The organism is Ornithobacterium rhinotracheale DSM 15997 (genome assembly GCF_000265465.1).
GTDB classification, from domain to species: Bacteria; Bacteroidota; Bacteroidia; order Flavobacteriales; family Weeksellaceae; genus Ornithobacterium; species Ornithobacterium rhinotracheale.
Window position 1 is genome coordinate 1914541 of the sequence record NC_018016.1, and the last position, 23197, is coordinate 1937737.

Below are 23197 nucleotides of genomic sequence, written 5' to 3' on the forward strand. Positions count from 1 at the left end.
AAATCAGCCAATACAATCATACAAATTGGCTCGGCATAATTAATGATTAATTAAAAAACACACAGATATTTAATTATGAACGATAATTTTTCACAACGAGTAAAAAATGTGATTGCTTACAGCAAAGAAGAAGCCTTGCGCTTAGGTCACGACAATGTGGGGACTGAGCATTTGGTATTAGGAATTTTGCGTGATGGTGATGGGAAAGCTATGCGTTTCTTAAGGTCTTTGCAGTACGACACATCTTATATAAGAGCTAAAATTGAGGCGTTGAATCCACCGAAAGAGGTATTGGATTCTACTTCAAGGAATTTGCAGCTTACCAAACAAGCTGAAAGAGCTCTCAAAACCACTTTTTTAGAGGCTAAATTAAATCAAAGTAAATCAGTGGATACAGGACATTTGTTGCTTTGCATTTTAAGGAATGAAAACGATCCTGTTACACAAGCTTTGAACCGAATGGGGGTGGACTATGATTCCGTAAAAGAGGAAATGGCAGAAGAGCAATACCCTAGTGGAATGTCAGAAATTAATCCACAAGCAGAAGCTGGATTTGATGATAATGATGAAGAAGCAGGAGCTATCCCAGGAGGCGGTGCTCATCGTCCTGCGGGCGGTGGTGGTGCTCGCCGAGGGGGAAGAGCTGGAGTTACAAAGTCTAAAACACCTGTGCTTGATGCCTTTGGTAGAGATTTAACGAATATGGCACAAGATGGTAGGCTTGATCCTGTGATTGGTCGTGAAAAGGAAATTGAGCGTGTTTCTCAGATTTTAAGCCGTAGAAAAAAGAATAATCCGCTTTTGATTGGAGAGCCAGGAGTAGGTAAATCAGCGATTGCAGAAGGTTTAGCTTTAAGAATTGTTCAGAAAAAAGTTTCTCGAGTTTTGTACGACAAGCGTGTAATCACTCTTGATTTAGCAGGACTTGTGGCGGGGACTAAATATCGTGGGCAGTTTGAGGAGCGAATGAAAGCCATTATGAATGAATTGGAAAAAAATCAAGACATTATCCTTTTCATAGATGAACTGCACACTATCGTAGGAGCAGGCGGAGCGACTGGTTCGCTTGATGCTTCAAATATGTTTAAGCCAGCCTTGGCACGAGGTGAAATTCAATGCATAGGTGCTACAACTTTGAACGAGTATCGCCAATATGTAGAGAAAGATGGTGCGCTTGAGCGTCGTTTTCAAAAAGTAATGGTGGAACCAACTACGCCAGAGCAAACTTTGCAAATCTTGGAACAAGTAAAAGACAAATACGAGGAGCACCACAATGTGAAATATACGCCAGAGGCATTACAAGCCTGTGTGAATTTAACTTCTCGTTACATTACCGATCGTTTCTTGCCAGACAAGGCGATTGATGCCATGGACGAAGCGGGATCTCGTGTACATATCAAGAACATTCATGTGCCAGAGGATATTTTATCTTTGGAAAAAGCAATTGAAAAAGCAAAAGAAGATAAAGAAGCCGCTGTAGCTGCGCAAGATTTTGAACAAGCAAGTCAATTAAGAGATGAACAAAAAAGACTAACCGATTTGCTTGAGCAACGCTACGAGGAATGGACAGCCAGCAACGACTCTTCTCCAGAGGTGGTAGATGAGGAAAATGTGGCAGAGGTAGTTTCTATGATGAGCGGAATTCCTGTGCATCGAGTAGCTGAGGGAGAGATGAAAAAACTTGCTCAAATGGGCGATGTCGTAAAAAGCAAATTAATCGGGCAAGATGAAGCCGTAGAAAAAGTGGTAAAAGCAATTCAGCGAAATCGAGCAGGATTGAAGGATCCAAATCGCCCAATTGGTTCGTTTATTTTCTTAGGTTCTACGGGAATCGGTAAAACGCAATTAGCAAAAGTTCTCGCCAGAGAAATCTTTGACTCAGACGATGCCTTAATCCGAATAGATATGAGCGAATACATGGAAAAATTTGCTGTATCTCGTTTAGTGGGAGCACCTCCAGGTTATGTTGGTTACGAAGAAGGAGGGCAATTGACAGAGGCAGTTCGTCGCAAGCCATACGCCGTGCTATTGCTAGATGAGATAGAAAAAGCACATCCAGATGTGTTCAATATCCTGTTGCAAATTTTGGACGATGGGCATGTTACCGATAGCGTGGGGCGAAAAGTGGATTTCAGAAATACAATTATTATCCTGACTTCAAATATTGGTTCTCGCCAATTGAAGGAGTTTGGAGATGGTGTAGGATTTGGAACAGCTGCCAAAATGAATTCTGCCGATGAGCGAGCCAAAAGCACTTTGCAAAACGCCTTGAAAAAGACATTTGCTCCAGAGTTCTTAAACCGTATCGACGATGTGATTATCTTCAATGCACTTGAGAAAGAAGATATTTTAAGAATCATTGATATTGAACTTAGCAAACTGTATGGCTTGGTAAGAGACATGGGCTACGAAGTTGAGCTTAGCCAAGAGGCTAAAGAATTTGTTGCTGAAAAAGGTTTTGACAAGGATTATGGTGCAAGACCTCTGAAGCGAGCTATTCAAAAATACATCGAAGACCCAATGGCAGAGAAAATCATCAATGCAGAAATTAAAGAAGGAGATGCACTTTTGGTTGTATTAAACGAAGCCAAAGATGGTTTAGAAATCACCATAAAGGAATAAAAATTGAATTATTAGGTTTTAAAATAAAATCCTCTACTGAAACTAGTTCGGTAGAGGATTTTTTAATTAAAGAATGATAGGGATTATTTAGTTAATTTTCCTTCTTTGTAAATTCTAGCATATAGCTTAACGAAGCGAGCTGCTACGGCAACCAAATCTTTCATTTCGAGCAAAATGGTGAAATATAAAGAAGTGTTTTTAAATCCGTATTGTTTGTTCATCACTCCGTTGATTTGTTCGCTAGTAGCATCTTCAATTTCTTGTAAGAAATGCTTTTTCATGATTTGAATTTCGTCAAGATTCTTTTGAGAAAAATCACGATTACTAATGATTTCTTGTAGGAAAGCAATGTACTTAGCCAATCTTTCTTTAATGCTTGCAAGATGCTGGCACTGCTCTGGAGCGAGTGGCTTGTGATTGTTGTTTACATGCGTAGTGGCAGAGGTTACAATCAAATCTAGACTTTGCAAAATATCCTGCATCAAATCATAAGTCAAAACATACAAGTGAGCAGAAGTAGTTTCGTCAGATTTATTTTTCTTAATGATTTTGAACAAGCCACTTTTCACCATTGCATACTCTTCGTGTAATTCATTTAAAATATCATTCGCATTTTGCAACGCTTTTTTATTTTCTTTAGCCACGCCAATGTTGGTAAGCTCCAAAGTTCTCTTAATATCTTTCAAAGCAACAGAAACACTTTCTGTAAGGTAATGCATGGTTTGGTTTAAATCTTTATAATTAATAGAAGCTTTGCTCTCAGAGCGAGCTTTTCTTTTAAGGCTAATGGCGTGGTGTTTAGATGATTTATAGATAATGAAAATAACTAATAAACACAGAGCCACAATTCCATATACGCCACAGAAATACATGATACTTGCAGAAATCATAGCCATAACAGCGGCAATGATGGCAGTCATGAACCAGCCTCCAATCACATTCATAACACCAGCCACACGATACACCGCACTTTCTCTACCCCAAGCTCTATCTGCCAAAGAGGTACCCATGGCTACCATAAATGATACATAAGTGGTAGATAACGGTAGCTGCATACTTGTCGCCGCTGAAATTAAAATAGCCGCTGTAAGCAAATTCACAGAAGCACGAACCAAATCGAAATGAGCAACATTTTCATTGCTCTCAATGATTTCCATTGGAGTGAATTTTTCAGAGATTTTGTCTAAAAGGCTTTGCGGAGCAATTGCTATAAAACCTTTGTTCACGGCAGAAGTGGCATTTACCAAGCCTCTCGCAAAAAGATTGGGTTTAAAGCGTTCGTCGATTTCAGACTGAGCTCCCAAATTCACTTCGGTTTCGGTAACAGATCTCGCTTTTTTAGACAGCCACAAAGTCAAAGTCATCACAATACCTGCCCCCACGAGCAAAATATATGGCGTTTCCACCTTTCCCGCTAGCTGTACCATTTCTAAACTTTCTGGGCTCATTCCAGAATTTTGCCAAATTTGGAAAGATTGCCAGCCAGCGATCGGCACCCCGATAAAGTTTACCAAGTCGTTTCCTGCAAACGCCATTGCGAGCGAGAAAGTACCAAATAAAACCACAATTTTCAACGGGTTGATATTGAGCTTTTGTATCAAAAACATCATAAAAGAGAAGAAAATAAAAGCACCCAAAATATAATACTTAATGTGAGCCCCCACTTCGTTGATAATCCCCTCCATCGCAGGAATATTTTTCATTCCTTTGAATAATAGAAAATAAGACAATGCAGTAAAGGCAATTCCTGTAAAAATAGAGCCAAAGAATTTCATTTTCTTTTGATACTCAAACGAGAACAAAAATCTAGAAATAAACTGCACGATAGAACCAATTGTGAATGCAATAACAACAGAAAGCAAAATCCCTGTAATAATTTCGCCCGCCTTAGACCAGTTCATAAAACCTACAATGCCCTCGGCAGGGTTATCATTATTAAACAAATAAGTCATCGGTAGCTCATTGTGCAAGACCTTAATCGTAGCCAAAGCCAACGAAGCACCTAAAATCTCAAATACGATAGACACCGTGGTAGAGGTAGGCAACGCCAGCGTGTTGAATATATCTAGCAGAATAATATCGGTAACCATCACTGCCAGAAACAAAATCATAATTTCATTAAAATAAAAATGTTGTGGATTGAAAATTCCCTTTCGAGCAACCTCCATCATGCCCCCAGAAGTCATAGCCCCCAGCATGATTCCCACACTAGCAATGATCATGATAGTTTTCCATTTGGCAGCCTTGGAACCAATGGCGGAATTTAAGAAATTCACAGCATCGTTCGATACTCCAACTACTAAATCAAAAATTGCTAAACAGAATAAAAGTCCAACAATAAACACATACATGTAACTTTCCATACAATCTCATTTTTACTAAACACAAAAATATAATGAATACTTTAGACCAATGTTAAATTAATGTATTCTTTTTACATGACATTTATAAGGATTTTGTCTTAAAATCGATTTTCAAGATTATAAAACTTTAAGAAATAGATAAATAAGCCTTGGGCTGAGTGCCGTAGAAAATCATGGAATTTTATAAAATTAAACTAATTGTACAATAACATTTCCATCAATAATGAAAGTGAAAGTATTAAAATGATAGATGAATTGTCTGCACTAGCAGGGCATTGTCAAATTTGTATGGTATGTGTGTTACATCTAAGGCTAGGATGATTAAAACTTATAGATTATTAGGTTCGGAGGTTTTTATTTATTCATAATATTTTGTTTTAATTGATTGATGATTTTTAAATATGTGGGAAAATCAATCACTCTTCTATTCCTACGAGCTATTTTTTGATTTTTATTTAAAAATTTCTCCTCCTAAATGTCATTTTTATATTCCTACGACTTATTTATATCTTCCTACGAGTTGTTTATGTCTTCCTGCAAGTTATTTATATCTTCCTAATAGAGGTTTATGTGTTCCTACAACATATTTATCTTTCATTATGAGCCATTTGTCTGTAGCCTTGAATAGTTTTCATTTGATTATTGTGGGTTTGGAAAATAAAAAGTGTTTCTGATGATTATTATAGAATACAAGAAAGAGGTTCAGTATAAAAAATATTTCGAATGTTGAAGAGTTTGGATCAGATTAATGATCAATTATTCAACTCACATAAAGCTATTTCTATATGAAAGATTTAAAAGATGATAAAATTAAACAGACCATCAGGTAATTAAATATTAAAAAATGATATTTTTGGGCATTTTGATTAAAAAACATCGTTTTTTGGTATTTTTAAAATTAAAGATTTAATTATATTTGAAAAAAAATTAAAAACACATTATAATGAAAGCATATGTATTCCCTGGGCAAGGTGCTCAATTTGTGGGCATGGGAAAAGAATTATACGAATCAAACGAAGCGGCAAAAAAACTTTTTGAACAAGCCGATGAGATTTTAGGTTTTTCCATTTCAGACATTATGTTCAACGGAACACCAGAAGATTTAAAACAAACCAAAGTCACTCAGCCAGCAGTTTTCTTGCACTCTATTGCGGCAGCACAAACGATTGAAGGTTTTAAACCAGATGCCGTTGCGGGACATTCCTTAGGCGAATTGTCTGCTTTAGTGGCAGCACAAGTTTTGGATTTTGCCGATGGCTTGCAATTGGTAGCTAAAAGAGCCAATGCAATGCAAAAAGCTTGTGAATTGCAAGCAGGAACCATGGCGGCTATTTTAGGCTTAGAAGATGCTGTGATTGAAAAAGTGTGCCAAGAAACCGAAGGTGTAGTCGTTGCTGCAAACTACAACTGCCCTGGGCAATTGGTGATCTCTGGCGAGGTGCCAGCCGTAGAAGCAGCCTGCGAAAAGTTGAAGGAAGCAGGCGCAAAGCGTGCCTTGGTTTTACCTGTGGGGGGAGCATTTCACTCGCCACTTATGGAGCCAGCGAGAGAAGAATTAAAGGCTGCCATTGAGCGCACTGAATTTAAAAAGCCGATTTGTCCCGTTTATCAAAATGTGGTGGCAAAAGGCGTAACCAACCCCGAAGAGTTAAAACAAAATTTAATCGCTCAGCTTACTGCACCGGTGAAATGGACGCAGACCATTCAACAAATGTTGCAAGATGGCATCACAGAATTTGTGGAAGTAGGGCCAGGAAAAACTTTGCAAGGCTTGATTAAAAAAGTAGATAGAGCGGCTGAGGTTTCAGGTGTTCAGTAATTTATAAAAAATGGTTAAAAATACATTTTGCGCACACGGCAAATTATTGCTCACCGCTGAGTATGTGGTACTTGACGGAGCAAAAGCCCTTTGTTTGCCCACGCAAATCGGACAAAATTTGGAAGTTTCTCCGCTCGGGGAAACTTCTAATTTTTTTGAATGGACAGCGATTTTAAAAAACGGTGAAATTTGGTTTTCAGAGAAATATGTTCAAAAATCGCAGGAAATCGTATTTTTTCCAGATTCCAAACAATCCAAGGAAGGCGTTTTTTTATTAAAGATATTAAACGAAATTTTAGCCTTAAATCCTTCCGTTCAGTTTCAAAATTTAAGTTTTAAAACGCAATTAGAATTTAATAAAGATTGGGGCTTGGGCTCGAGTTCAACTTTGATTGCTTTGCTTGCACAATTCGCCGAGGTGAATGCTTACGAATTGCTCGAAAAAACCTTTGGTGGCAGCGGCTATGATTTGGCTTGTGCTTTGGCAAAACAGCCCATATTTTATACCCGAAACGGAGTTCAGCCCAAAATTGAAATAGTTGATTTTTTCCCAACATTTAAAAATCAATTGTTTTTTGTGTATTTAAACCAAAAACAAAACAGCCGAGAGGGCATTGCGATGTATCGCCAAAAACCGAAAAACGCAGATTTAATTCAGGCGATTTCGCAGATTTCTGAAAGGGTGGCTTTGGCTCAAGATTTAGAAAGCTTTAATCAGCTTTTATCTCAGCATGAAAACTTGATTTACAGACAAATAGAAATGCCCTGCGTGCAAGAAAAGTTATTTCCCGATTACACACAAGGCATTGTAAAAAGTTTAGGTGCTTGGGGGGGCGATTTTGTTTTAGTCTCAAGCAAAAATGCTGATTTAGATTATTTTAAACAAAAAGGCTACCACACCATATTGCCGTATTCTGATTTAATTTTATAATTTAATCTTTGTTTTTTTCTAAATTTTCTTTGTATCTCTTGAAAGAATCCCAGCCTTGAGAGCTCAATGGCACCTTGGTGGTATTTCCGCGTCCGATGAGGTGATTGCCTTCAGAAATATTATTGGCAAAACCAATGGTCGTGAAATTAGGATTTGCTTTAATTTTATCAAATTCAGAAAGTGGAAGCGTGAATAATAATTCGTAATCTTCGCCGCCGTTCAACGCCCCGATGCTGGCATTCATATCAAATTCTTCTCCCGCACTGATTACTTGCTGATCCAGTGGAATTTTTTCTTCGTAAATGGTAAATCCTACACCACTTTGCTCCGATAAATGGAGTAATTCCGAAGCCAATCCGTCTGAAATATCAATCATCGCTGTCGGTTTTACCTCTAATTTTTTAAACAATTCTATGATATCTACTCGAGCCTCTGGTTTTAATTGTCGGCCGATGATGTAATCATACGGTGTTAAATCGGGTTGCACTTGCGGATTCACTTTAAACACTTGATTTTCTCTTTCTAAGATTTGCAAACCAAAATAAGCTCCACCCAAATCTCCCGTTACTACGACCAAATCTTGCTCTTTGACACCATCTCGATACACCAAATCTTCTTTTTTTGCCTCGCCAATCGCCGTTACGCTGATGACTAAGCCGCTGCGAGAGGAAGTGGTGTCGCCCCCTACCAAATCGACTTTATATTTTTCGCAAGCAAGTAGAATCCCTGTGTACAATTCGTCGATGGCTTCCACTGGAAAACGATCCGAAACTGCAATGGAAACAGTAACTTGTGTAGGCGTCGCATTCATGGCACAGATGTCGCTCACATTGGTGGCAATTGCTTTGTAGCCCAAATGCTTAAGCGGTGTGTAAGCTAAATTAAAATGAACTCCTTCGGTGAGCATATCAGTCGAAACGACCACTTGTTTGTCGCCAAAATCCATTACCGCAGCATCATCGGCAATGCCCTTTTGGGTGCTTGGATTTTTGATTTTCACACTTTGTTTAATTCGGTCGATTAAGCCAAATTCACCGATTTCGCTAAGTGGAGTAGTTGGGATATTTTTATCTTCGAGCATAACTTAAAAAATTGATTTTTAATGATTTTTTTGGGTTAAAGGTAGGCTAATTATGAAGGTAGCTCCTTCGTGTGAGTTGTTTCTAAAACGGATATTTCCGCCGTATTCTTCTACGATTTTTTTCACCATGGCAAGCCCAAATCCAGAACCAGAACTTTTGGTAGTGAATTTAGGTTCAAAAATGCGATCTATCAATTCATCAGAGATTCCTGTTCCGTTGTCGCTCACTAGAATATTCACATTTCCATTGTTTTCGCGGATTTTTACTTCCACTTCTGGAGTCCTGCCAAACGGCACAGCTTGCAAGGCGTTTTTAACCAAATTGGTAATCACACGCACCAAATAACTTGAATCGAAATTGATGTACAAGGGAGATTCAATTTCTGGCGTATATTTCACAAATTTTTCGTCGAACATTTCAAGTGCCAGAGAGATTTCCTCCACAATATCAATGCTTTCGTCTTTACGCACAGGCATTTTTGCAAAATCGCTAAAGGCTTCGGCAATTCCTGTAATCGTGTCGATTTGTTTTAAAAGACCTTTGCAAAGTTCATCAACTTTTTCTTTGTTATCAGGATTTCCCGCTTCAAATTTTCGGTTGAAGTTTTGAATTTGTAAACGCATCGGAGTCAGTGGGTTTTTAAGCTCGTGTGCCACTTGTCGAGCCGCTTCGCGCCAAGTTTCTTCGCGTTCAATTTTTAATAATTGTTCCGATTGTTCGTTTAGTTTTAAAACCATTTCGTTGTAAGAATCCACCAGCACTTTCACTTCATCATTACTATCGTAAAAGATAGGGCGATTGTGTCCCACAACATGCGTTTGGTTTAAGCGTTCTGCAATTTCCTTGATTCGGGCAGTTACCGATTTAGAAAGCCACCAAGCGATGAGCCCTCCGATGAAAATTACAAATGCCACCACGGCTAAAAATCGTTCAATCAGTAAGAAAAACTCTTGTTTCTGGAACGAATCATCGTGCATGTAGGGCAAGCTGAGTATCGCAATGGGCTTTTGATTGATGTTGTACAAATAGGTGTAAACCGTGATATAAGTTTCTTTGTCATAAGTGCGAATATGCTCCACGCGATCGTTTGTCATGGAGAGGATACTCATGATTTGGGCAGGAACTCTTTTTCGTTCTTCTGGGATTTTTGCCTCCGAGGTGAGCATGAGATTTCCCTTTAAATCATATAGATTGATATGAATATCGTTGATGTCCGAAAATTCGAATATTTTGGGTTTTAAAACATCGGTAATATTTCTTTCGTCTACTTCCTCGGGATAGTCGGTAATGGCATAATCAATGGTTTCAATAATGGTTTTCTCTTTACGCAACAATCGGTTTTTGTGGAAAGTTTCGGCAGTTTGTTTAAAGTGCAAAAACATCAAAAAACCTAAGGTGCCTACCGTGAAAAGAATAATGATAATCAACGATACGAATACCCTAAGCCTAAGCGAAATCCGATTGAAAAGAAAACCTTGCTTGATCATTTTTGCATTAATTTCTGCACGTATTTTCCTAAAATATCAAACTCCAAATTTACCGAGTCGCCTGCTTTTAAATAGCCTAAATTGGTGTGTGCCCAAGTGTAAGGGATAATGGCTACGGAAAACTCTCCAGGCAAAGAATCCACTACGGTAAGGCTCACGCCATTTACGCAAATGGAGCCTTTTTCTACGGTAGCAAATTTCTTTTGGTCGTAAGAAAAATAGAGTTTAAAGCTTCCGTTTTGGTCTTCAATTTTATCCAATTTTCCCACTTGGTCTACATGTCCTTGCACAATGTGCCCATCAATCCTGTCTGAAAGACGCATGCAGCGTTCAACATTCACTTTGTCGCCCACTTTTAAGCTACCCAAATTGGTGCGTTGCAAAGTTTCTGCAATGGCGGTCACGGCATACAATTCATCGTTTAAAGCTGTAACCGTAAGGCATGCACCATTGTGGGCAATGCTCTGGTCGATTTTAAGCTCAGAGACAAAATTGGCTTTTAGATAAATATGTGTGTTGGCTTCTTCTTGCTCAATTTTGGCAACTTCTGCCATTTCTTCTACAATTCCTGTAAACATGTAAATCTTGATTAAAAATTAATAGTATCCACCATAAGGATCCGAGTCAAAATAATCGTCGTCATCGTATCCATCTTCGAAATCGTCGTCTAGATCATCTTCAAAATTTAAGCCATCTTCATCAATGTCAAATTCCATTTGCTCTTTGTTAGGAGCTTCTTTTGGGCATTCGCCATAAGTGAGGCTCACTAGCGGGTAGTCTTTTTGGCTATCTTTTTTGATGCGGTCTACCACTTCGCAAAAGAATGTCCACATAGAGAAGAAATCGTATAAATAAATCATTCTTCCCCCTTTTTTAGGTACCACGGCAGAAAGTGTGGTTTCTTGCATGGTTTCGGCATCTTCGTCGCCCGCCATGTTTTCGAGCGGAATCTCACTTCCTTGGAACCATTGGTCGTTAGATAAAAAGAAAGACGCCATTTCCTCGCCCGCAAGACCGAACGCATTTTTGATGGCTTGGTGAAATTCAAATAAAGTGCTTTTTTCTTCAATTTCTATATCTCTGAACACATCTTGCTCAGCATCAAGGATTACTCTAATTTTTAAAATCATAGGAGTGAGTTGTTATTTAATATTTTTATCAGCAATTTTTAAGCCTAATTTTTCACCTTCTCGGAACATGAATTGGAGTGCATCTTCACGATTATTTTTCAAATCTCCGTCCAAAATGGCATCTTTGATTTTAGACTTAATGCGTCCTACTTCTTGGCAAGGTTTTATGCCAAAGGCTTGCATAATATCTTCGCCAGAAACGGGTGGCTGAAAGTTTCTAATATGGTCGCGTTCTTCGAGTTCGCGCATTTTGTTTTCTACCTTTTCAAAATTGGCTTTGAAACGGAGTTGTTTATTTTTGTTTTTGGTCGTAATGTCTGCTTTGCAAAGCAAGAATAAATCTTCTAAATCATCGCCCGCTTCAAACATCAATCGGCGTAAAGCTGCATCGGTAGAATCTTCGCTCACAAGCGGAATAGGGCGGGAGCTGAGTTGTACGATTTTGCGCACATATTTCATCTCGGCACCCATGGGCAATTTGAGTCTTCTAAAGAGCCCAGGAACCATTTTTCCGCCCACAAATTCGTGAGAATGGAATGTCCAGCCGATTTTTTTGTCAAAACGCTTGGTGGGTGCTTTTCCAATATCGTGGAGTAGTGCCGCCCAGCGAAGCCAAAGTTTGTCGGTGGTTTTAGAAATATTGTCTACGACCTCAAAAGTATGATAGAAATTATCTTTATGTGTTTGTCCTTCAATTTCTTCTATGCCCTTGAGTGCCGTGAGCTCTGGTAAAAATTGTTCTAAAAGCCCTGCATTGTCGAGCATTTTTAGCCCAATAGATGGCACGGGTGTGAGCATAATTTTGTTAAACTCTTCCATGATTCGCTCTTGCGAAAGAATTTTAAGTCTATGCGCATTTTCACAAATCGCTTGAAAAGATTCTGGCTCAATATCAAAGCCTAATTGTGTCGCAAAACGAATGGCACGCATCATACGCAATGGATCATCGGAATAAGTGAGCACAGGATCCACAGGAGTGCGAATGATTTTGTTTTCTAAATCGGCGATTCCATCAAATGGATCAATGAATTCGCCATAATTTTCTTTGTTTAAGCTAATGGCTAAAGCGTTTATCGTGAAGTCTCTGCGTAGCTGATCATCTTTTATGGTGCCATTTTCCACGGCGGGCTTTCGGCTGTTTTCTGAGTAGCTTTCTTTTCGAGCCCCCACAAATTCATAATCCGTGCCATGGTAATGGAACATCGCTGTGCCAAATCGTTTAAAAACAGAAACTTTAGGTTTCTTGGGTAGTTGCTCGGCAACTTGTTTTGCCAAAGCGATTCCGCTGCCTTCGGTAACGATGTCTATGTCTTTTTTATTGGTTCTTTTAAGTAAAAAATCTCTCACAAATCCGCCAATCACATAGGATTCTTGTTGCATTTGATGAGAAACTTCTGATATAATCTTAAAAACTGAATCGTCTAAGGCTTGCTGTAAATTCATTTTGCAAAGATAATATTTTGTTCAAGAAATTTAGGTATAAAGCCTTTTTTAAAATTAATAGAAAAATGGAATTTTTATTTCCACTGCAAGCTTTCCATAAGGTGCATTACATTGGTCTTCATGTATTGAACTGCTGGCGCGAGCGAATCGGGATTGGGGCGCGCGTTGAAATAAACGGCACCACGCAAAAAATGCTGTGTGCTATCGGTTACATGAAATTGGTAGTTTAAAGCGGCTTCGCCCCCCAGTTCATACAAAGTGCCATAGACTTTGGCCTCTGGGCGAACGATAATTTGTGGATTGATGTACACCGCTCGCGAGGCGTGGGGCTCATACACCGATTTTTCTGCATCTACCAAGAGTTGAGGTAAATTGTTTTTTACAGGCTCATAAGTGAGGTAGAGTGTCGCCTTTAAATTTGGATAGTATAGATTAAATTGGCAATTTTCTTTTTTGGGCTGAAGAATTGTTTTTTTCTCCGCTTCAAAATCAAACGGGCAATTTGGCTCGTATTTTTTGAATACAGGCTTTTCATACTCAAGACGCACATCGCCATAAGGCTTGGGCATGCTATCTTGCTTGCAAGCACTCATGAATAAGCTGATAAAAAGAATAAGAAAAATACTATTGCTCTTCATTTGTTTCTTCTTCAGGTAATGGCGTTCTGGTAACTTTTATACGCTTAATTCTTCTTTTGTCGATGGATTCAATGGTGAAAACAAAGTTTTTATAATGAATTTTTTGTCGGCGATTAGGCGTTTCTTCATTAATTTCAAGAATCAGTCCTGCCAAGGTTTCTGCTTCGCCTTTCACATCATCAAAGGTGTCGTCGTCGATTTCCATGATTCGCATGAAATCCTTGAGCGAGGTTTTTCCTTCAAACAAATAATTATCTTTATCTAATTTAGAATAAAAGATATTTTCATCATCAAACTCGTCTGAAATATCTCCTACCACTTCCTCCAAGACATCTTCCATACTCACGATTCCAGAAGTTCCGCCGTATTCATCTACCACAATAGCAATATGGATTTTTTTCTCTTGGAAATCAGATAATAAATCGTCTAATTTCTTGTTTTCTGGCACAAAGTATGGCTTGCGCAAAACGGTGTGCCAATCAAAATCTTCTTCGTCAAGATACGGCAATAAATCCTTGGCATACAGAAGCCCTTTGATTTCGTCGATATCGTCCTCATACACAGGAACGCGGGAAAATCCTTTTTGCGATATTTTTTGTAAAACTTCTTGAAAATTATTTTCCAATCGCATCGAAAACATATCCACGCGAGGTGTCATCACTTCTCGGGTTTCGGTATTTCCAAAATTTACGATACCTTCAAGAATGCGTTGTTCTTCGTTCGTAGTCATTTCATCTTCCGAAGTCATTTCGAGAGCTTGCGAGAGCTGATCCACCGAGATTTTATGTTCGTTTTTTAAATTCTTTTCAATCAAGGAGCTAAGCCATAACAACGGAATTGAAATAGGCTTGGCAATGATATCAAAAAAACGAATCAAAGGTGCGGTGAAAGTGCCGAATTTTAAAGATGCTTGATTGGAATAAATTTTAGGGATAATTTCGCCAAAAAGTAAAAGCAAGAAAGTGATAATCACTACATCAAACAATACTCTGAAACTAATGCCCATAAATGTTAAATCGCCCAAGTATGGGTGCACAAAAACTTCGGAAATCATAGCCGAAAGCAATACAATCCCGATGTTTATAAAATTATTCCCGATGAGGATATCTGCCAAAAGTTTTTGTTTGTCTTTAAGCAAATTTTCGACAGAAGATACATCTTTTCCTTCTTCTTTGGCTTGCACCAAATCCTTCTTTTTAATCGAAAAGAAAGCCACTTCCGAGCCAGACAACAGCGCGGAAAGGAAAAGTAAAATTAGAAGCAAAAACAATTCGCCAAATTCATAACTAGAAAAGGCGAAAATAGCGTTTATAAATAAACTGGGAGGTTCTGTTTCCAACATAAATAAGGTTTAAAATCTCTTTATTTAAATTTCTTCGGAATGTTCCGAGGTGCTTACATTTTTAGTCAAAAACTGAATGGTAGTAGCTTGTACCTCAGTAGTGTAGCGTGTAGTTCCGTTGTCGTCCCATTTGCGGGTTTTCAATTTTCCTTCCACATATACAGAGTCGCCTTTGCTCAAATGCTTTTCGCAAAGTTGTGCCACTTTATTGCGTGCCACCACTTGGTGCCACTCGGTTTGGGTAACTCGCTCTCCTGTATCTTTTCGCACAAAAACTTCGTTGGTCGCAAGTGGGAATCTCCCTATACAATTATTCTCATCAAAATAGTGTAGTTTCACATTATCTCCCAAATTTCCCACAAGGATTACTTTGTTTACCGAACCACTCATAAATCAATCTTTTTTCTATTTAATTTTTCAAAGATACAAATTTAGAGATTATTTTTTAAAAACAATTTTTTTGAGATTTTTTAGTGTTAAATCTTTTTAGGTAAATAAATTTAGCTTAACTTCGTTTTAAGCATTTATTTTTAAAACAAAAACACATGAAAAAATTATTTTTTGCCTTAGCAACTTTATGTGTTGCATCGGTTTATGGACAAACCAACGAGGGAAATTGGGTGCTTAATGCCAGAACAAGTTTAAATTTTAATCAAGTAACGAGAAAATTGGACAATGGACTCAATACTTTGAATAATCACCGCATTTCTAATACCAATTTGGAGATAAGTGGAGGCTATTTTATAGCTAATAATTTTGCGCTGGGTACCACTTTTGAGTATGCTAGAACAATGACAGAGGAAAGCAATGGCGATGAGCTCACTAATTCGCGCTTGGCTTTTGTGCCTTCAGCATTGGCTTACATCAATCTCGGAAATTTGAATTTTAAACCATTTTTGTCTGCTGGATTGGGATATGGTAGAAGTAATACTAAATATGTAAACCATACAGGTAATGACAGTGAGCAAAAGCAAGAAAATGGCGGATTGCTTTGGGTACTTGGTGGGGGCGTTTCTTATTTCGTTTCGCAAAACCTGTCGGTTTCGTTTGATTACAGGTACACTTGCTTTGGCTACAAAGTGCAAGATGTGAAAGTAAGAGAAAAAGGACCAGGCTTAGGATTGGGCATAGGTCTTCATTTTTAAAAATTAAGAAAGAAAAACATCAAAAAAGCGATTTTCAAAAAAATACTGAAAATCGCTTTTTTTAGATATGAAAAAATGAGGCGAAAAACGAGTTTATTTAAGATTGAATCTCACGCCCAAGAAGGCTCTAATTCCTTGATTGGTAGCGTAAACATACGACGGGTCGAATGTGAGCCCGTAGGGATTGCTAGGCGTAGGAATTGCTTCGTTTTCAGAATTAAATTCTACTCCTTTGTCAAACGGGTCGTTCGCGCGAGCAATCACAAATGGGGCATGCTTGTATGGCGTGAAATCTAGCAAGTTTTTCACACCGCCATACACCTCCAATCCGTTGTTAAAGCTTTTGCTGATTTGTATGTTTTGTATCGAATACCAAGGCGATTTCTCGGGTCTTGGATCGGTTTCGCTCAGGAGAGGCAATTTCATAGGGCTGCGCAAATTTCCTGTGTAATCAATTTTTAATTTAGCTTTTTTAAATTCATAACCAATTCCCCATGAGCCCGAAAAATGTTCGGTAAATTCTTGCTGAATTTTTTCGTTATTTTCCACCGAATACACATCTTGCAAAGTGGCTCCTAGATTTAATTTTAAGCCCAGCTTGGTATAGGCATTAAAACTTAGTGAAAGCCCTTTAGAAATGGCATGGTCTTTTAAATTATCATACACGATTTGGTTGGGATTTTCGTCGTAATCGGCAACGATTTTATTGTTGAAATAGGTGTAAAATGCACTAAAGTCTAGATTAAAGAAATTGCCCGCATCTGTATAAAAATTTTGAACTAAATTCACATTTCCGTTCCAAGAAGTTTCTGGTTTTAAATGATCTTTAAAAATCACTTCGCGTGCTCCTGTGAGTGCCGCATGGTCTTCGGTAAATACATTTACCACGCGGTATCCATTGCCTGCACTTAGGCGTAAAATCGTGTTTTTGTCGGCAGAGTTCCATTTGTAATTAATTCTTGGCGAAAAAATATTTCCGTGAGCCGAATTGTAATCATATCTCAATCCTGCAAGCAATACATTTTGGGGATTGAAATGAATTTCATCTTGCACAAATGCGCCTGGCAAATGCGTTTCTTTGGCGTGTGCATAATCCTGCATGGTCGCAGGCGTGTTGTCGTCATAATAAGTGTAGCGATAAGCTGCACCAAATAATAAATTATGAATTCCGATGTTTTTGTGCCAAGTCAATTGTCCGAAATAAATGTTTTGATCGGCTAAGAATTTATCTGTGCCGTAGTAGCTGTCTTGGTGATGGTGGTTTAAGCTAATGTCTAGGAAAATCTTTTCGGTAGTGGGCAATTGGTAAGTCCCAAAAGCTTCCCAGCGGCTGGTGTAAATGCTTTCGCCGTATTTAATGTCGGTGCCACGGTAGGATTTGTTCCAGTCCATTTCGCCGCCCCAGCGATCTTCGTACACATATCGTCCCGCAAAAGTGAATTTTCGGTTTTCAGGGCGGTTCACGCTCCATTTATTAAACACCGAAACGCGATTTTGTAAAGTTAAATCCGTGAAATTATCATTATTCTTATCAATCGGATTGCTATAATTAAAGTAATTAAGCCCCACGAGAGAAGAAACCTTTTCTCCTGTGTTAAACTTCGTTGCCAAATCTACATTGTATTCTTGCCACGAAGAGGCGAAGGCGTTTACAGAAAATTTAGGTGCCGTCAAGGGATTTTTAGTAATAATGTTAATCAATCCGCCCACCGCTTCGGATCCGTAAAGAGTAGAGGCAGGACCTTTTACCACTTCTACACGCTCAATCAAATCCTCTGGAATCCCGCTTAGTCCATACACGGTGCTTAGTCCGCTCACGATGGGCATTCCGTCGATGAGAACCATGGTATTGGGACCTTCTAGCCCATTGATGTGGATATCGCCCGTGTTGCAAACATTGCAATTTACCTGCGGGCGAATCCCGTTGATGTTTCCTAAGGCTTCAAATAAATTGGGACTTGGGTTTTGCTGAAAAAAGGCTTTGGTGTACACTTCCACAGGAACAGGACTTTGCGTTTTGGTTACAGGGCGAAGCGTTCCCGAAACTACTATGGGATCGATATTAAATTTATTATTAATGGAATCTGTGGTGGGTTTTTGCGCTAAAACTCCCGACATTGTCGATAGTAGCATTAAACTAGTAGTGATTGTTTTCATGTATTAATCTTTAAATTTTGATGCAAAAATATAAAAGTTAGTCTAATCTAACAAATTTATTTTGTAAATTTAATCAAGGCAAAAATTAGCCTTATAATCAATTGATTTTGGATATTTGATTTTAATTTGTTTATAATTTTTTAAAAATTTGTGGCTCAATAGGGCAAAAAGTTTTTTGTGCGTTAAAAATTCTAAATATTTTTGCGGATAAATTCTACAAAATCATGGATAGAAAGATTTTACTTTTATTCCTTGTTATCATGGGAATCAAGGCAAATGCGCAGGAGTTGCAGCTGCATTACGACTTTGGGAAAGACCGTGATTATCTCACGGGAACTTTCGAGATCTTTAAACCCGATCGTCTAGGGAGCACATTTATGTTTACCGATATAGACTTTAACCGACCCGACGGCGCATCGCTTGTCTATTTTGAGATTGCACGAAAATTTAATATTAAAAATAAAGCCATCGATGGACTCAACTTTCATATAGAGTACAACGATGGTTTTTTAATATCCAAAGGAGAGAGCCCGGTGGGCATTCCGATAAAGCCGTCGGCACTCACAGGGATTGGCTTTCCTGTGAAAATCGGAAATTTCACACTTCATACTTCCTATTTGTATAAATGGATTAAGGATTCCAATGGGCTAGATGGGCAATTTACTGCCGTGTGGTTTCAGAATTTTGCCCAAAACAAAATCACTTTTCGAGGTTTTCTAGATGTGTGGAGCTCACCGCTCACGCCAGATAAGGATTTAAAATATGCTATTTTCATTACCGAACCGCAATTGCTATACAACCTAAACGAGCATTTTTCGGTGGGAACAGAAATTGAGATTAGTAAGAATTTTGTGCCAAGTAGAGATTTTCGTGTAAATCCTACTGTGATGGTGCGTTGGGTGCTTTAAGAAAAATAATTAAATTAAAAATCAATATGTTAGCCAATTTTTTTAAATTAAAAGAAAGAAAAACAAATGTAAAGCAGGAGTTTATGGGAGGCTTGGTAACTTTTTTAACCATGGCTTACATTATTTTCGTAAACCCGAATGTGCTTTCTGAAACGGGAATGGATAAGGGGGCACTGATTTCGGTAACTTGTATCGCGGCAGTAATCGGAACCCTTGTGGTAGGTTTCTGGGCAAATGTTCCTTTTGCAATGGCACCAGGAATGGGGCTCAACGCAATGTTTACTTATACGCTGGTTTTGACACAGGGCGCGACTTGGCAACAAGCACTTGGAGTGGTGTTTCTTTCTGGGGTAGTTTTCATCATCATCTCGGTATTGGGCTTGCGACATAAAATCATTGATGCTATTCCAGAGCCTTTGCGCATTGCCATTGGTTCGGGAATTGGACTTTTTATCGCATTTATTGGGTTTAAAAACATGGGGCTTATCGTGGCAAATCCTGCAACACTCATCGGATTGGGAGGATTTTCGCCAGGTTTGGTAATTGGACTTATCGGATTTTTAGCCACCATTTTATTAGAAATTTACAGGGTAAAAGGTTCAATCTTGATAGGCATTTTACTTTCAACTTTTTTAGGATTTATATTTGATCCTGCTGTGGGATTGCCAGACCAAGTGGTGAGTTTGCCGCCAAGCATTATGCCTGTTTTAGGAAAACTAGATGTGCTTTCAATCTTAAAAATAAGTTTCATTATTCCTATCTTTTCGTTCTTGTTTGTCAATTTATTTGATTCAATAGGGACGGCACTTGCCTGCTCGATGGAGGCAGGATTGGTGAAAGCAGATGGCAAAATGCCACATATCAAAAAAGTGCTAGAGGCAGATGCCTTTACTACTATGCTGAGTGGTATTTTGGGGACTAGCAGCACCGTGACTTATATCGAATCTGCGGCGGGTATTGCCAACGGGGCGCGTACGGGATTAAGTTCTGTTTTCACTGCGTTGTTTTTCCTTTTTGCGATGTTTTTTGCGCCTATCATTGGGATTGTGCCCGCTTATGCCACGGCACCCGCTTTGATTTTGGTCGGAATTTACATGGTGAAACATTTGGTGAGAATAGATTTTAGTCAATTATATTTATCGGTTCCTGTGTTTTTTACTTTAATTTTAATGCCACTCACATACAGTATCAGTTCAGGGATTGCTTTTGGTTTTGGAACTTATTTAATCCTCTGTGTGGGAACGGGACGATTTAGAGAAATTCACCCGATTATGTGGTTTATCGGTTCGCTTTCGATTTTTGAAATTGTAGTTTCTTTATTGCGCTAAATAATTTAAAAAATTACATAAAAAACATATCTATCAAAACATTATTAGTCGGAATTCAATTTATGTTTGTGGCGTTTGGAGCCACGATTTTGGTGCCGATTTTAGTTACCACGGGCGTGGAATCTGAATTGGCAGCCAAAGGAATAACAGATTTTCCAGATACATACAAAAGTTTTACGCCTGCCGTGGCTTTATTCACCGCGGGGATTGCAACTTTAATCTTTCATTTAATTACGAAAGGAAAAGTGCCCGTATTCTTAGGGAGCAGCTTCTCGTTTATTGCACCTATTCCGATCGCGATAGTGGCTTATGGCTACGAGGGAGCGTTGAGCGGATTGGCTTCTGTCGGGATTTTGTATTTAATCTTTGGCTTTTTGGTCAAGCAATTTGGGGTTGGATTTATTCAAAAAATATTTCCTTCGGTGGTTGTAGGTCCTGTGATTATGGTAATTGGGTTGTCTTTGGCTCCCGTTGCTATTCAAAACGCGTCCAACAACTGGCTGATTGCTTTAGTTACGCTGATTACAGCGATTGTTACTGTGATGTATGGTCGAGGTATGCTTAAATTAATCCCGATTTTCACCGCTTTGGTGGTAGGCTATGTCGTGTCTTATTTTGCAGGAATTGTAGAAGTAGAAAATATTCAAAATGCTGAATGGTTCAGTGCGCCGACATTGGTGTTCCCATCGTTTAGTTGGAGAGCGGTGTTGTATATTGCACCTGTGGCGATTGCACCGATCGTGGAGCACATTGGGAATATTTATGCCATTGGGAAAGTAGCGCACAAAGATTTTATCAAAGATCCAGGTTTGCACCGAACCATGATAGGCGATGGTGTTGGGAGTTTTGTGGCATCGTGCTTGGGTGGTCCACCGAATACCACTTATGCTGAGGTGACGGGAGCGATTCAGCTTACGAAAGTTACCGACCCTATGGTGTTGAGGATTTCGGCAATTACGGCGATCGTGGTATCGTTCATAGGCGTGCTTACGGCACTTTTGACTTCTATTCCTACGCCCGTTTTAGGTGGAATTATGATTCTACTTTTTGGAATGATAGCCTCCATAGGAATCAATACTTTGATTCACGATAAAGTGGATTTCAACAATACCAAAAATCAAATTATAGCTTCTGTGATTCTTGTTGTAGGAATCGGTGGAGCAGACATCAATTTTGGTGCGTTTCAGATGTCGGGAATTGGGCTGTGTAGTTTGGTCGGTGTGATTTTGAATTTAATTTTACCTGAAAATTTTAGTTTGAAAAAATAGTAAGAATTAAACTTCTTCTGCACTTAAAATATGAGTGCCAGCGACGGAACGGGTGAAAATCACAACATCGGTTCCGTCGCTTTTGCATTTATACTGTTTTTTAATCTTGTTTAAATCCGCAGGAAAATTTCGGCGAATTAATCGAATAGATTTATTTCTTAAAGCTTTTTTCGGGTTCTCGATAGGAGAAATGTTAGTAAAAACCTCTCCAGGGAAATCTTTAATAAGTGTTTCGCTGGTGTAGAGTTGCGTGTTAGGCTCTAATTTTTTAAGTCCCCAATTATTTCCCAATCGGTTGAAAGCACCGCTTTTCATCAAACTAGCATTCGGTTTATAGATAAATTTTTCAGGTGCGGAAAATCGAATGTTTTCATCGTCTTCCAAACCAGAAAATTCATATTTGGGCTGATTGGTTTCTAAATTCACGCACACTATTTTGGGCTTAGCCATTTTTTTCCGTGGCGAAACGAGCAATAAAATTTCTTTTAATTCATTTTTTAAAGAAACAATATGGATTTCAGCAATATTGTTTAGCGTTTTGCAAGTCTCGGTTAAATCAAGTATAGGGCTTAATTTGAGCAAAATCTGCGTATTTTGATTTTGGCACACTTGCAAAATTTCTTGTGGAGTAGGTCTCAGGTCTTCTAATTTAAAAACCTTGTTTTTGTTTTCATCTCGGCGCGAAGGGTCGGCATAGATTAAATCTAAATCTTCTTTAGAATCAGCAATGAAAGCTAAGCCATCTTGGGCAAAAGAAGAAATATTTTTTAGCCCTAAAGCCTCAAAATTATGTTTTGAGATGATTTGTAAATCTTCGTTTTGCTCAATGTGAATTACTTTTTCGGCATTTTGGGCAAATGCCATGCAATCAATCCCAAATCCGCCTGTGAGATCGGCGATTTTTTTGGCTTTTACAATGTGAGCTTTGTACTGTGCGGTTGCCCAAGAGGAGCATTGCTCTATATTGATTTTGGGCGGATAAACGATGTCTGGAAAATCGTTTAAAAATGGAATTTTTTTGGCTAAAAGCTGTTTACCCGCAATTTGCTGCACAAGCTGTGGCATGGAAACATCGGCAAAAGGAGACTTTTTTAATGCCAAACCATACGGATTGCTTTTGGCATGTTCCTTTAGCCAAGTTTGGACATCGGGGCGCAAAATTGCTTTAAGGAAATTCATATTATAGCCTAATTTTCTTCGGGCTGAATGCTGTCTTTTAGCTCAATGATAAATATATCTTCGTTGCTTTTCTTCATGAAATATTTTTCACGAGCAATTTTCTCGTACGAATTTTTGTCGTGTTCTAGCTGTTTAAGTTCTTCGTTTTGAGCTTCTAATTCTTTTTGGTAGTATTCAACATCTTCGTTCAATTTGCTGATTTCGCTGCTGAGTTCTTTGTGCATCAAAAACGAGTTTTGGTCAAAAAACAACATCCACACGCTGAACGCTACCGTTACGATTATATATTTATATTTGGATAAAAAATCTAGAATCCCAATGTTTTTATTAGGCGAAGAATTATCTTTTTCCATGG

The 23197-nt window shown here is 38.6% G+C and carries 19 protein-coding genes; 7 read left to right on the forward strand and 12 right to left on the reverse strand.

The features are described from left to right. Positions 1-75 precede the first annotated feature (75 nt). On the forward strand, positions 76-2622 hold the full coding sequence (locus ORNRH_RS09115) for an ATP-dependent Clp protease ATP-binding subunit (RefSeq protein WP_014791562.1): 2547 nt from the start codon (positions 76-78) through the stop codon (positions 2620-2622). 83 nt (positions 2623-2705) lie between these two features. On the opposite strand, the gene ORNRH_RS09120 is transcribed toward ORNRH_RS09115, so the two are convergent. Beyond that, entirely contained in the window at positions 2706-4985 is a 2280-nt protein-coding gene (locus tag ORNRH_RS09120; protein WP_014791563.1) for an inorganic phosphate transporter, read from the reverse strand. A gap of 943 nt (positions 4986-5928) precedes the next feature. On the opposite strand from ORNRH_RS09120, the gene fabD reads away from it, so the two are divergent. Together fabD and ORNRH_RS09130 are read left to right on the forward strand one after the other, a co-directional pair. Continuing rightward, positions 5929-6804, forward strand: coding sequence for an ACP S-malonyltransferase (gene fabD / locus ORNRH_RS09125; RefSeq protein ID WP_014791564.1), 876 nt, complete (start codon positions 5929-5931; stop codon positions 6802-6804). A gap of 10 nt (positions 6805-6814) precedes the next feature. After that, a complete protein-coding gene (locus ORNRH_RS09130) occupies positions 6815-7735 on the forward strand; it encodes a GYDIA family GHMP kinase (RefSeq protein WP_014791565.1) in 921 nt (306 codons plus the stop codon). Position 7736: 1 nt separating this feature from the next. Here ORNRH_RS09130 and thiL read toward each other — a convergent pair whose 3' ends face one another. The 8 genes from thiL to ORNRH_RS09170 form a co-directional block, all read right to left on the reverse strand. Further along, positions 7737-8816, reverse strand: a complete 1080-nt coding sequence (gene thiL, locus ORNRH_RS09135; RefSeq protein ID WP_014791566.1) for a thiamine-phosphate kinase — start codon at positions 8814-8816, stop codon at positions 7737-7739. A gap of 18 nt (positions 8817-8834) precedes the next feature. Continuing rightward, complete coding sequence (locus ORNRH_RS09140) at positions 8835-10304, reverse strand: sensor histidine kinase (protein ID WP_014791567.1); 1470 nt, start codon at positions 10302-10304, stop codon at positions 8835-8837. Continuing rightward, on the reverse strand, positions 10301-10882 hold the full coding sequence (locus ORNRH_RS09145) for a riboflavin synthase (RefSeq protein WP_014791568.1): 582 nt from the start codon (positions 10880-10882) through the stop codon (positions 10301-10303). The genes ORNRH_RS09140 and ORNRH_RS09145 overlap by 4 nt, the downstream gene beginning before the upstream one ends. A gap of 18 nt (positions 10883-10900) precedes the next feature. Next, a complete protein-coding gene (locus tag ORNRH_RS09150; protein ID WP_014791569.1) occupies positions 10901-11434 on the reverse strand; it encodes an IS1096 element passenger TnpR family protein in 534 nt (177 codons plus the stop codon). Positions 11435-11446: 12 nt separating this feature from the next. Then, entirely contained in the window at positions 11447-12877 is a 1431-nt protein-coding gene (locus ORNRH_RS09155) for a CCA tRNA nucleotidyltransferase (RefSeq protein WP_014791570.1), read from the reverse strand. A 74-nt stretch (positions 12878-12951) separates the two neighbouring features. After that, positions 12952-13515, reverse strand: a complete 564-nt coding sequence (gene gldD / locus ORNRH_RS09160) for a gliding motility lipoprotein GldD (RefSeq protein WP_014791571.1) — start codon at positions 13513-13515, stop codon at positions 12952-12954. Then, positions 13502-14857 (reverse strand): gliding motility-associated protein GldE, encoded by a 1356-nt coding sequence (gene gldE / locus ORNRH_RS09165; RefSeq protein ID WP_014791572.1) that lies wholly within the window; start codon positions 14855-14857, stop codon positions 13502-13504. Before gldE ends, gldD begins: the two co-directional genes overlap by 14 nt. 24 nt (positions 14858-14881) lie before the next feature. After that, positions 14882-15247: a single-stranded DNA-binding protein gene (locus ORNRH_RS09170; RefSeq protein WP_014791573.1), complete on the reverse strand. Its 366-nt coding sequence runs from the start codon at positions 15245-15247 to the stop codon at positions 14882-14884. A 155-nt stretch (positions 15248-15402) separates the two neighbouring features. On the opposite strand from ORNRH_RS09170, the gene ORNRH_RS09175 reads away from it, so the two are divergent. After that, entirely contained in the window at positions 15403-16002 is a 600-nt protein-coding gene (locus tag ORNRH_RS09175; RefSeq protein ID WP_014791574.1) for an outer membrane beta-barrel protein, read from the forward strand. Positions 16003-16095: 93 nt separating this feature from the next. Here the strand turns inward: ORNRH_RS09175 and ORNRH_RS09180 are convergent, their stop codons facing one another. Next, the gene (locus ORNRH_RS09180) at positions 16096-18159 is read right to left on the reverse strand and encodes a TonB-dependent receptor plug domain-containing protein (RefSeq protein WP_014791575.1); all 2064 of its coding nucleotides are present in this window, start codon (positions 18157-18159) and stop codon (positions 16096-16098) included. Positions 18160-18383: 224 nt separating this feature from the next. Here ORNRH_RS09180 and ORNRH_RS09185 point away from each other — a divergent pair, with 224 nt between their 5' ends. The 3 genes from ORNRH_RS09185 to ORNRH_RS09195 are packed head-to-tail and all read left to right on the forward strand — an operon-like array spanning position 18384 to position 21663. Continuing rightward, positions 18384-19067, forward strand: a complete 684-nt coding sequence (locus ORNRH_RS09185; protein WP_014791576.1) for a DUF5020 family protein — start codon at positions 18384-18386, stop codon at positions 19065-19067. Between the two features lie 26 nt (positions 19068-19093). Then, positions 19094-20395: an NCS2 family permease gene (locus tag ORNRH_RS09190; RefSeq protein ID WP_014791577.1), complete on the forward strand. Its 1302-nt coding sequence runs from the start codon at positions 19094-19096 to the stop codon at positions 20393-20395. 32 nt (positions 20396-20427) lie between these two features. Then, positions 20428-21663 (forward strand): uracil-xanthine permease family protein, encoded by a 1236-nt coding sequence (locus ORNRH_RS09195; protein WP_258205067.1) that lies wholly within the window; start codon positions 20428-20430, stop codon positions 21661-21663. 6 nt (positions 21664-21669) lie between these two features. On the opposite strand, the gene ORNRH_RS09200 is transcribed toward ORNRH_RS09195, so the two are convergent. Beyond that, positions 21670-22842, reverse strand: a complete 1173-nt coding sequence (locus ORNRH_RS09200) for a class I SAM-dependent methyltransferase (RefSeq protein WP_014791579.1) — start codon at positions 22840-22842, stop codon at positions 21670-21672. A gap of 8 nt (positions 22843-22850) precedes the next feature. Further along, positions 22851-23195 (reverse strand): FtsB family cell division protein, encoded by a 345-nt coding sequence (locus tag ORNRH_RS09205; protein ID WP_014791580.1) that lies wholly within the window; start codon positions 23193-23195, stop codon positions 22851-22853. Positions 23196-23197: the final 2 nt, after the last annotated feature.

Coding starts and splice junctions, on each gene's coding strand:
- ORNRH_RS09115 (WP_014791562.1), top strand. CDS start 76: ATGAACGATAATTTTTCACAACGAGTAAAAAATGTGATTGCTTACAGC.
- ORNRH_RS09120 (WP_014791563.1), bottom strand. CDS start 4,985: ATGGAAAGTTACATGTATGTGTTTATTGTTGGACTTTTATTCTGTTTA.
- fabD (WP_014791564.1), top strand. CDS start 5,929: ATGAAAGCATATGTATTCCCTGGGCAAGGTGCTCAATTTGTGGGCATG.
- ORNRH_RS09130 (WP_014791565.1), top strand. CDS start 6,815: ATGGTTAAAAATACATTTTGCGCACACGGCAAATTATTGCTCACCGCT.
- thiL (WP_014791566.1), bottom strand. CDS start 8,816: ATGCTCGAAGATAAAAATATCCCAACTACTCCACTTAGCGAAATCGGT.
- ORNRH_RS09140 (WP_014791567.1), bottom strand. CDS start 10,304: ATGATCAAGCAAGGTTTTCTTTTCAATCGGATTTCGCTTAGGCTTAGG.
- ORNRH_RS09145 (WP_014791568.1), bottom strand. CDS start 10,882: ATGTTTACAGGAATTGTAGAAGAAATGGCAGAAGTTGCCAAAATTGAG.
- ORNRH_RS09150 (WP_014791569.1), bottom strand. CDS start 11,434: ATGATTTTAAAAATTAGAGTAATCCTTGATGCTGAGCAAGATGTGTTC.
- ORNRH_RS09155 (WP_014791570.1), bottom strand. CDS start 12,877: ATGAATTTACAGCAAGCCTTAGACGATTCAGTTTTTAAGATTATATCA.
- gldD (WP_014791571.1), bottom strand. CDS start 13,515: ATGAAGAGCAATAGTATTTTTCTTATTCTTTTTATCAGCTTATTCATG.
- gldE (WP_014791572.1), bottom strand. CDS start 14,857: ATGTTGGAAACAGAACCTCCCAGTTTATTTATAAACGCTATTTTCGCC.
- ORNRH_RS09170 (WP_014791573.1), bottom strand. CDS start 15,247: ATGAGTGGTTCGGTAAACAAAGTAATCCTTGTGGGAAATTTGGGAGAT.
- ORNRH_RS09175 (WP_014791574.1), top strand. CDS start 15,403: ATGAAAAAATTATTTTTTGCCTTAGCAACTTTATGTGTTGCATCGGTT.
- ORNRH_RS09180 (WP_014791575.1), bottom strand. CDS start 18,159: ATGAAAACAATCACTACTAGTTTAATGCTACTATCGACAATGTCGGGA.
- ORNRH_RS09185 (WP_014791576.1), top strand. CDS start 18,384: ATGGATAGAAAGATTTTACTTTTATTCCTTGTTATCATGGGAATCAAG.
- ORNRH_RS09190 (WP_014791577.1), top strand. CDS start 19,094: ATGTTAGCCAATTTTTTTAAATTAAAAGAAAGAAAAACAAATGTAAAG.
- ORNRH_RS09200 (WP_014791579.1), bottom strand. CDS start 22,842: ATGAATTTCCTTAAAGCAATTTTGCGCCCCGATGTCCAAACTTGGCTA.
- ORNRH_RS09205 (WP_014791580.1), bottom strand. CDS start 23,195: ATGGAAAAAGATAATTCTTCGCCTAATAAAAACATTGGGATTCTAGAT.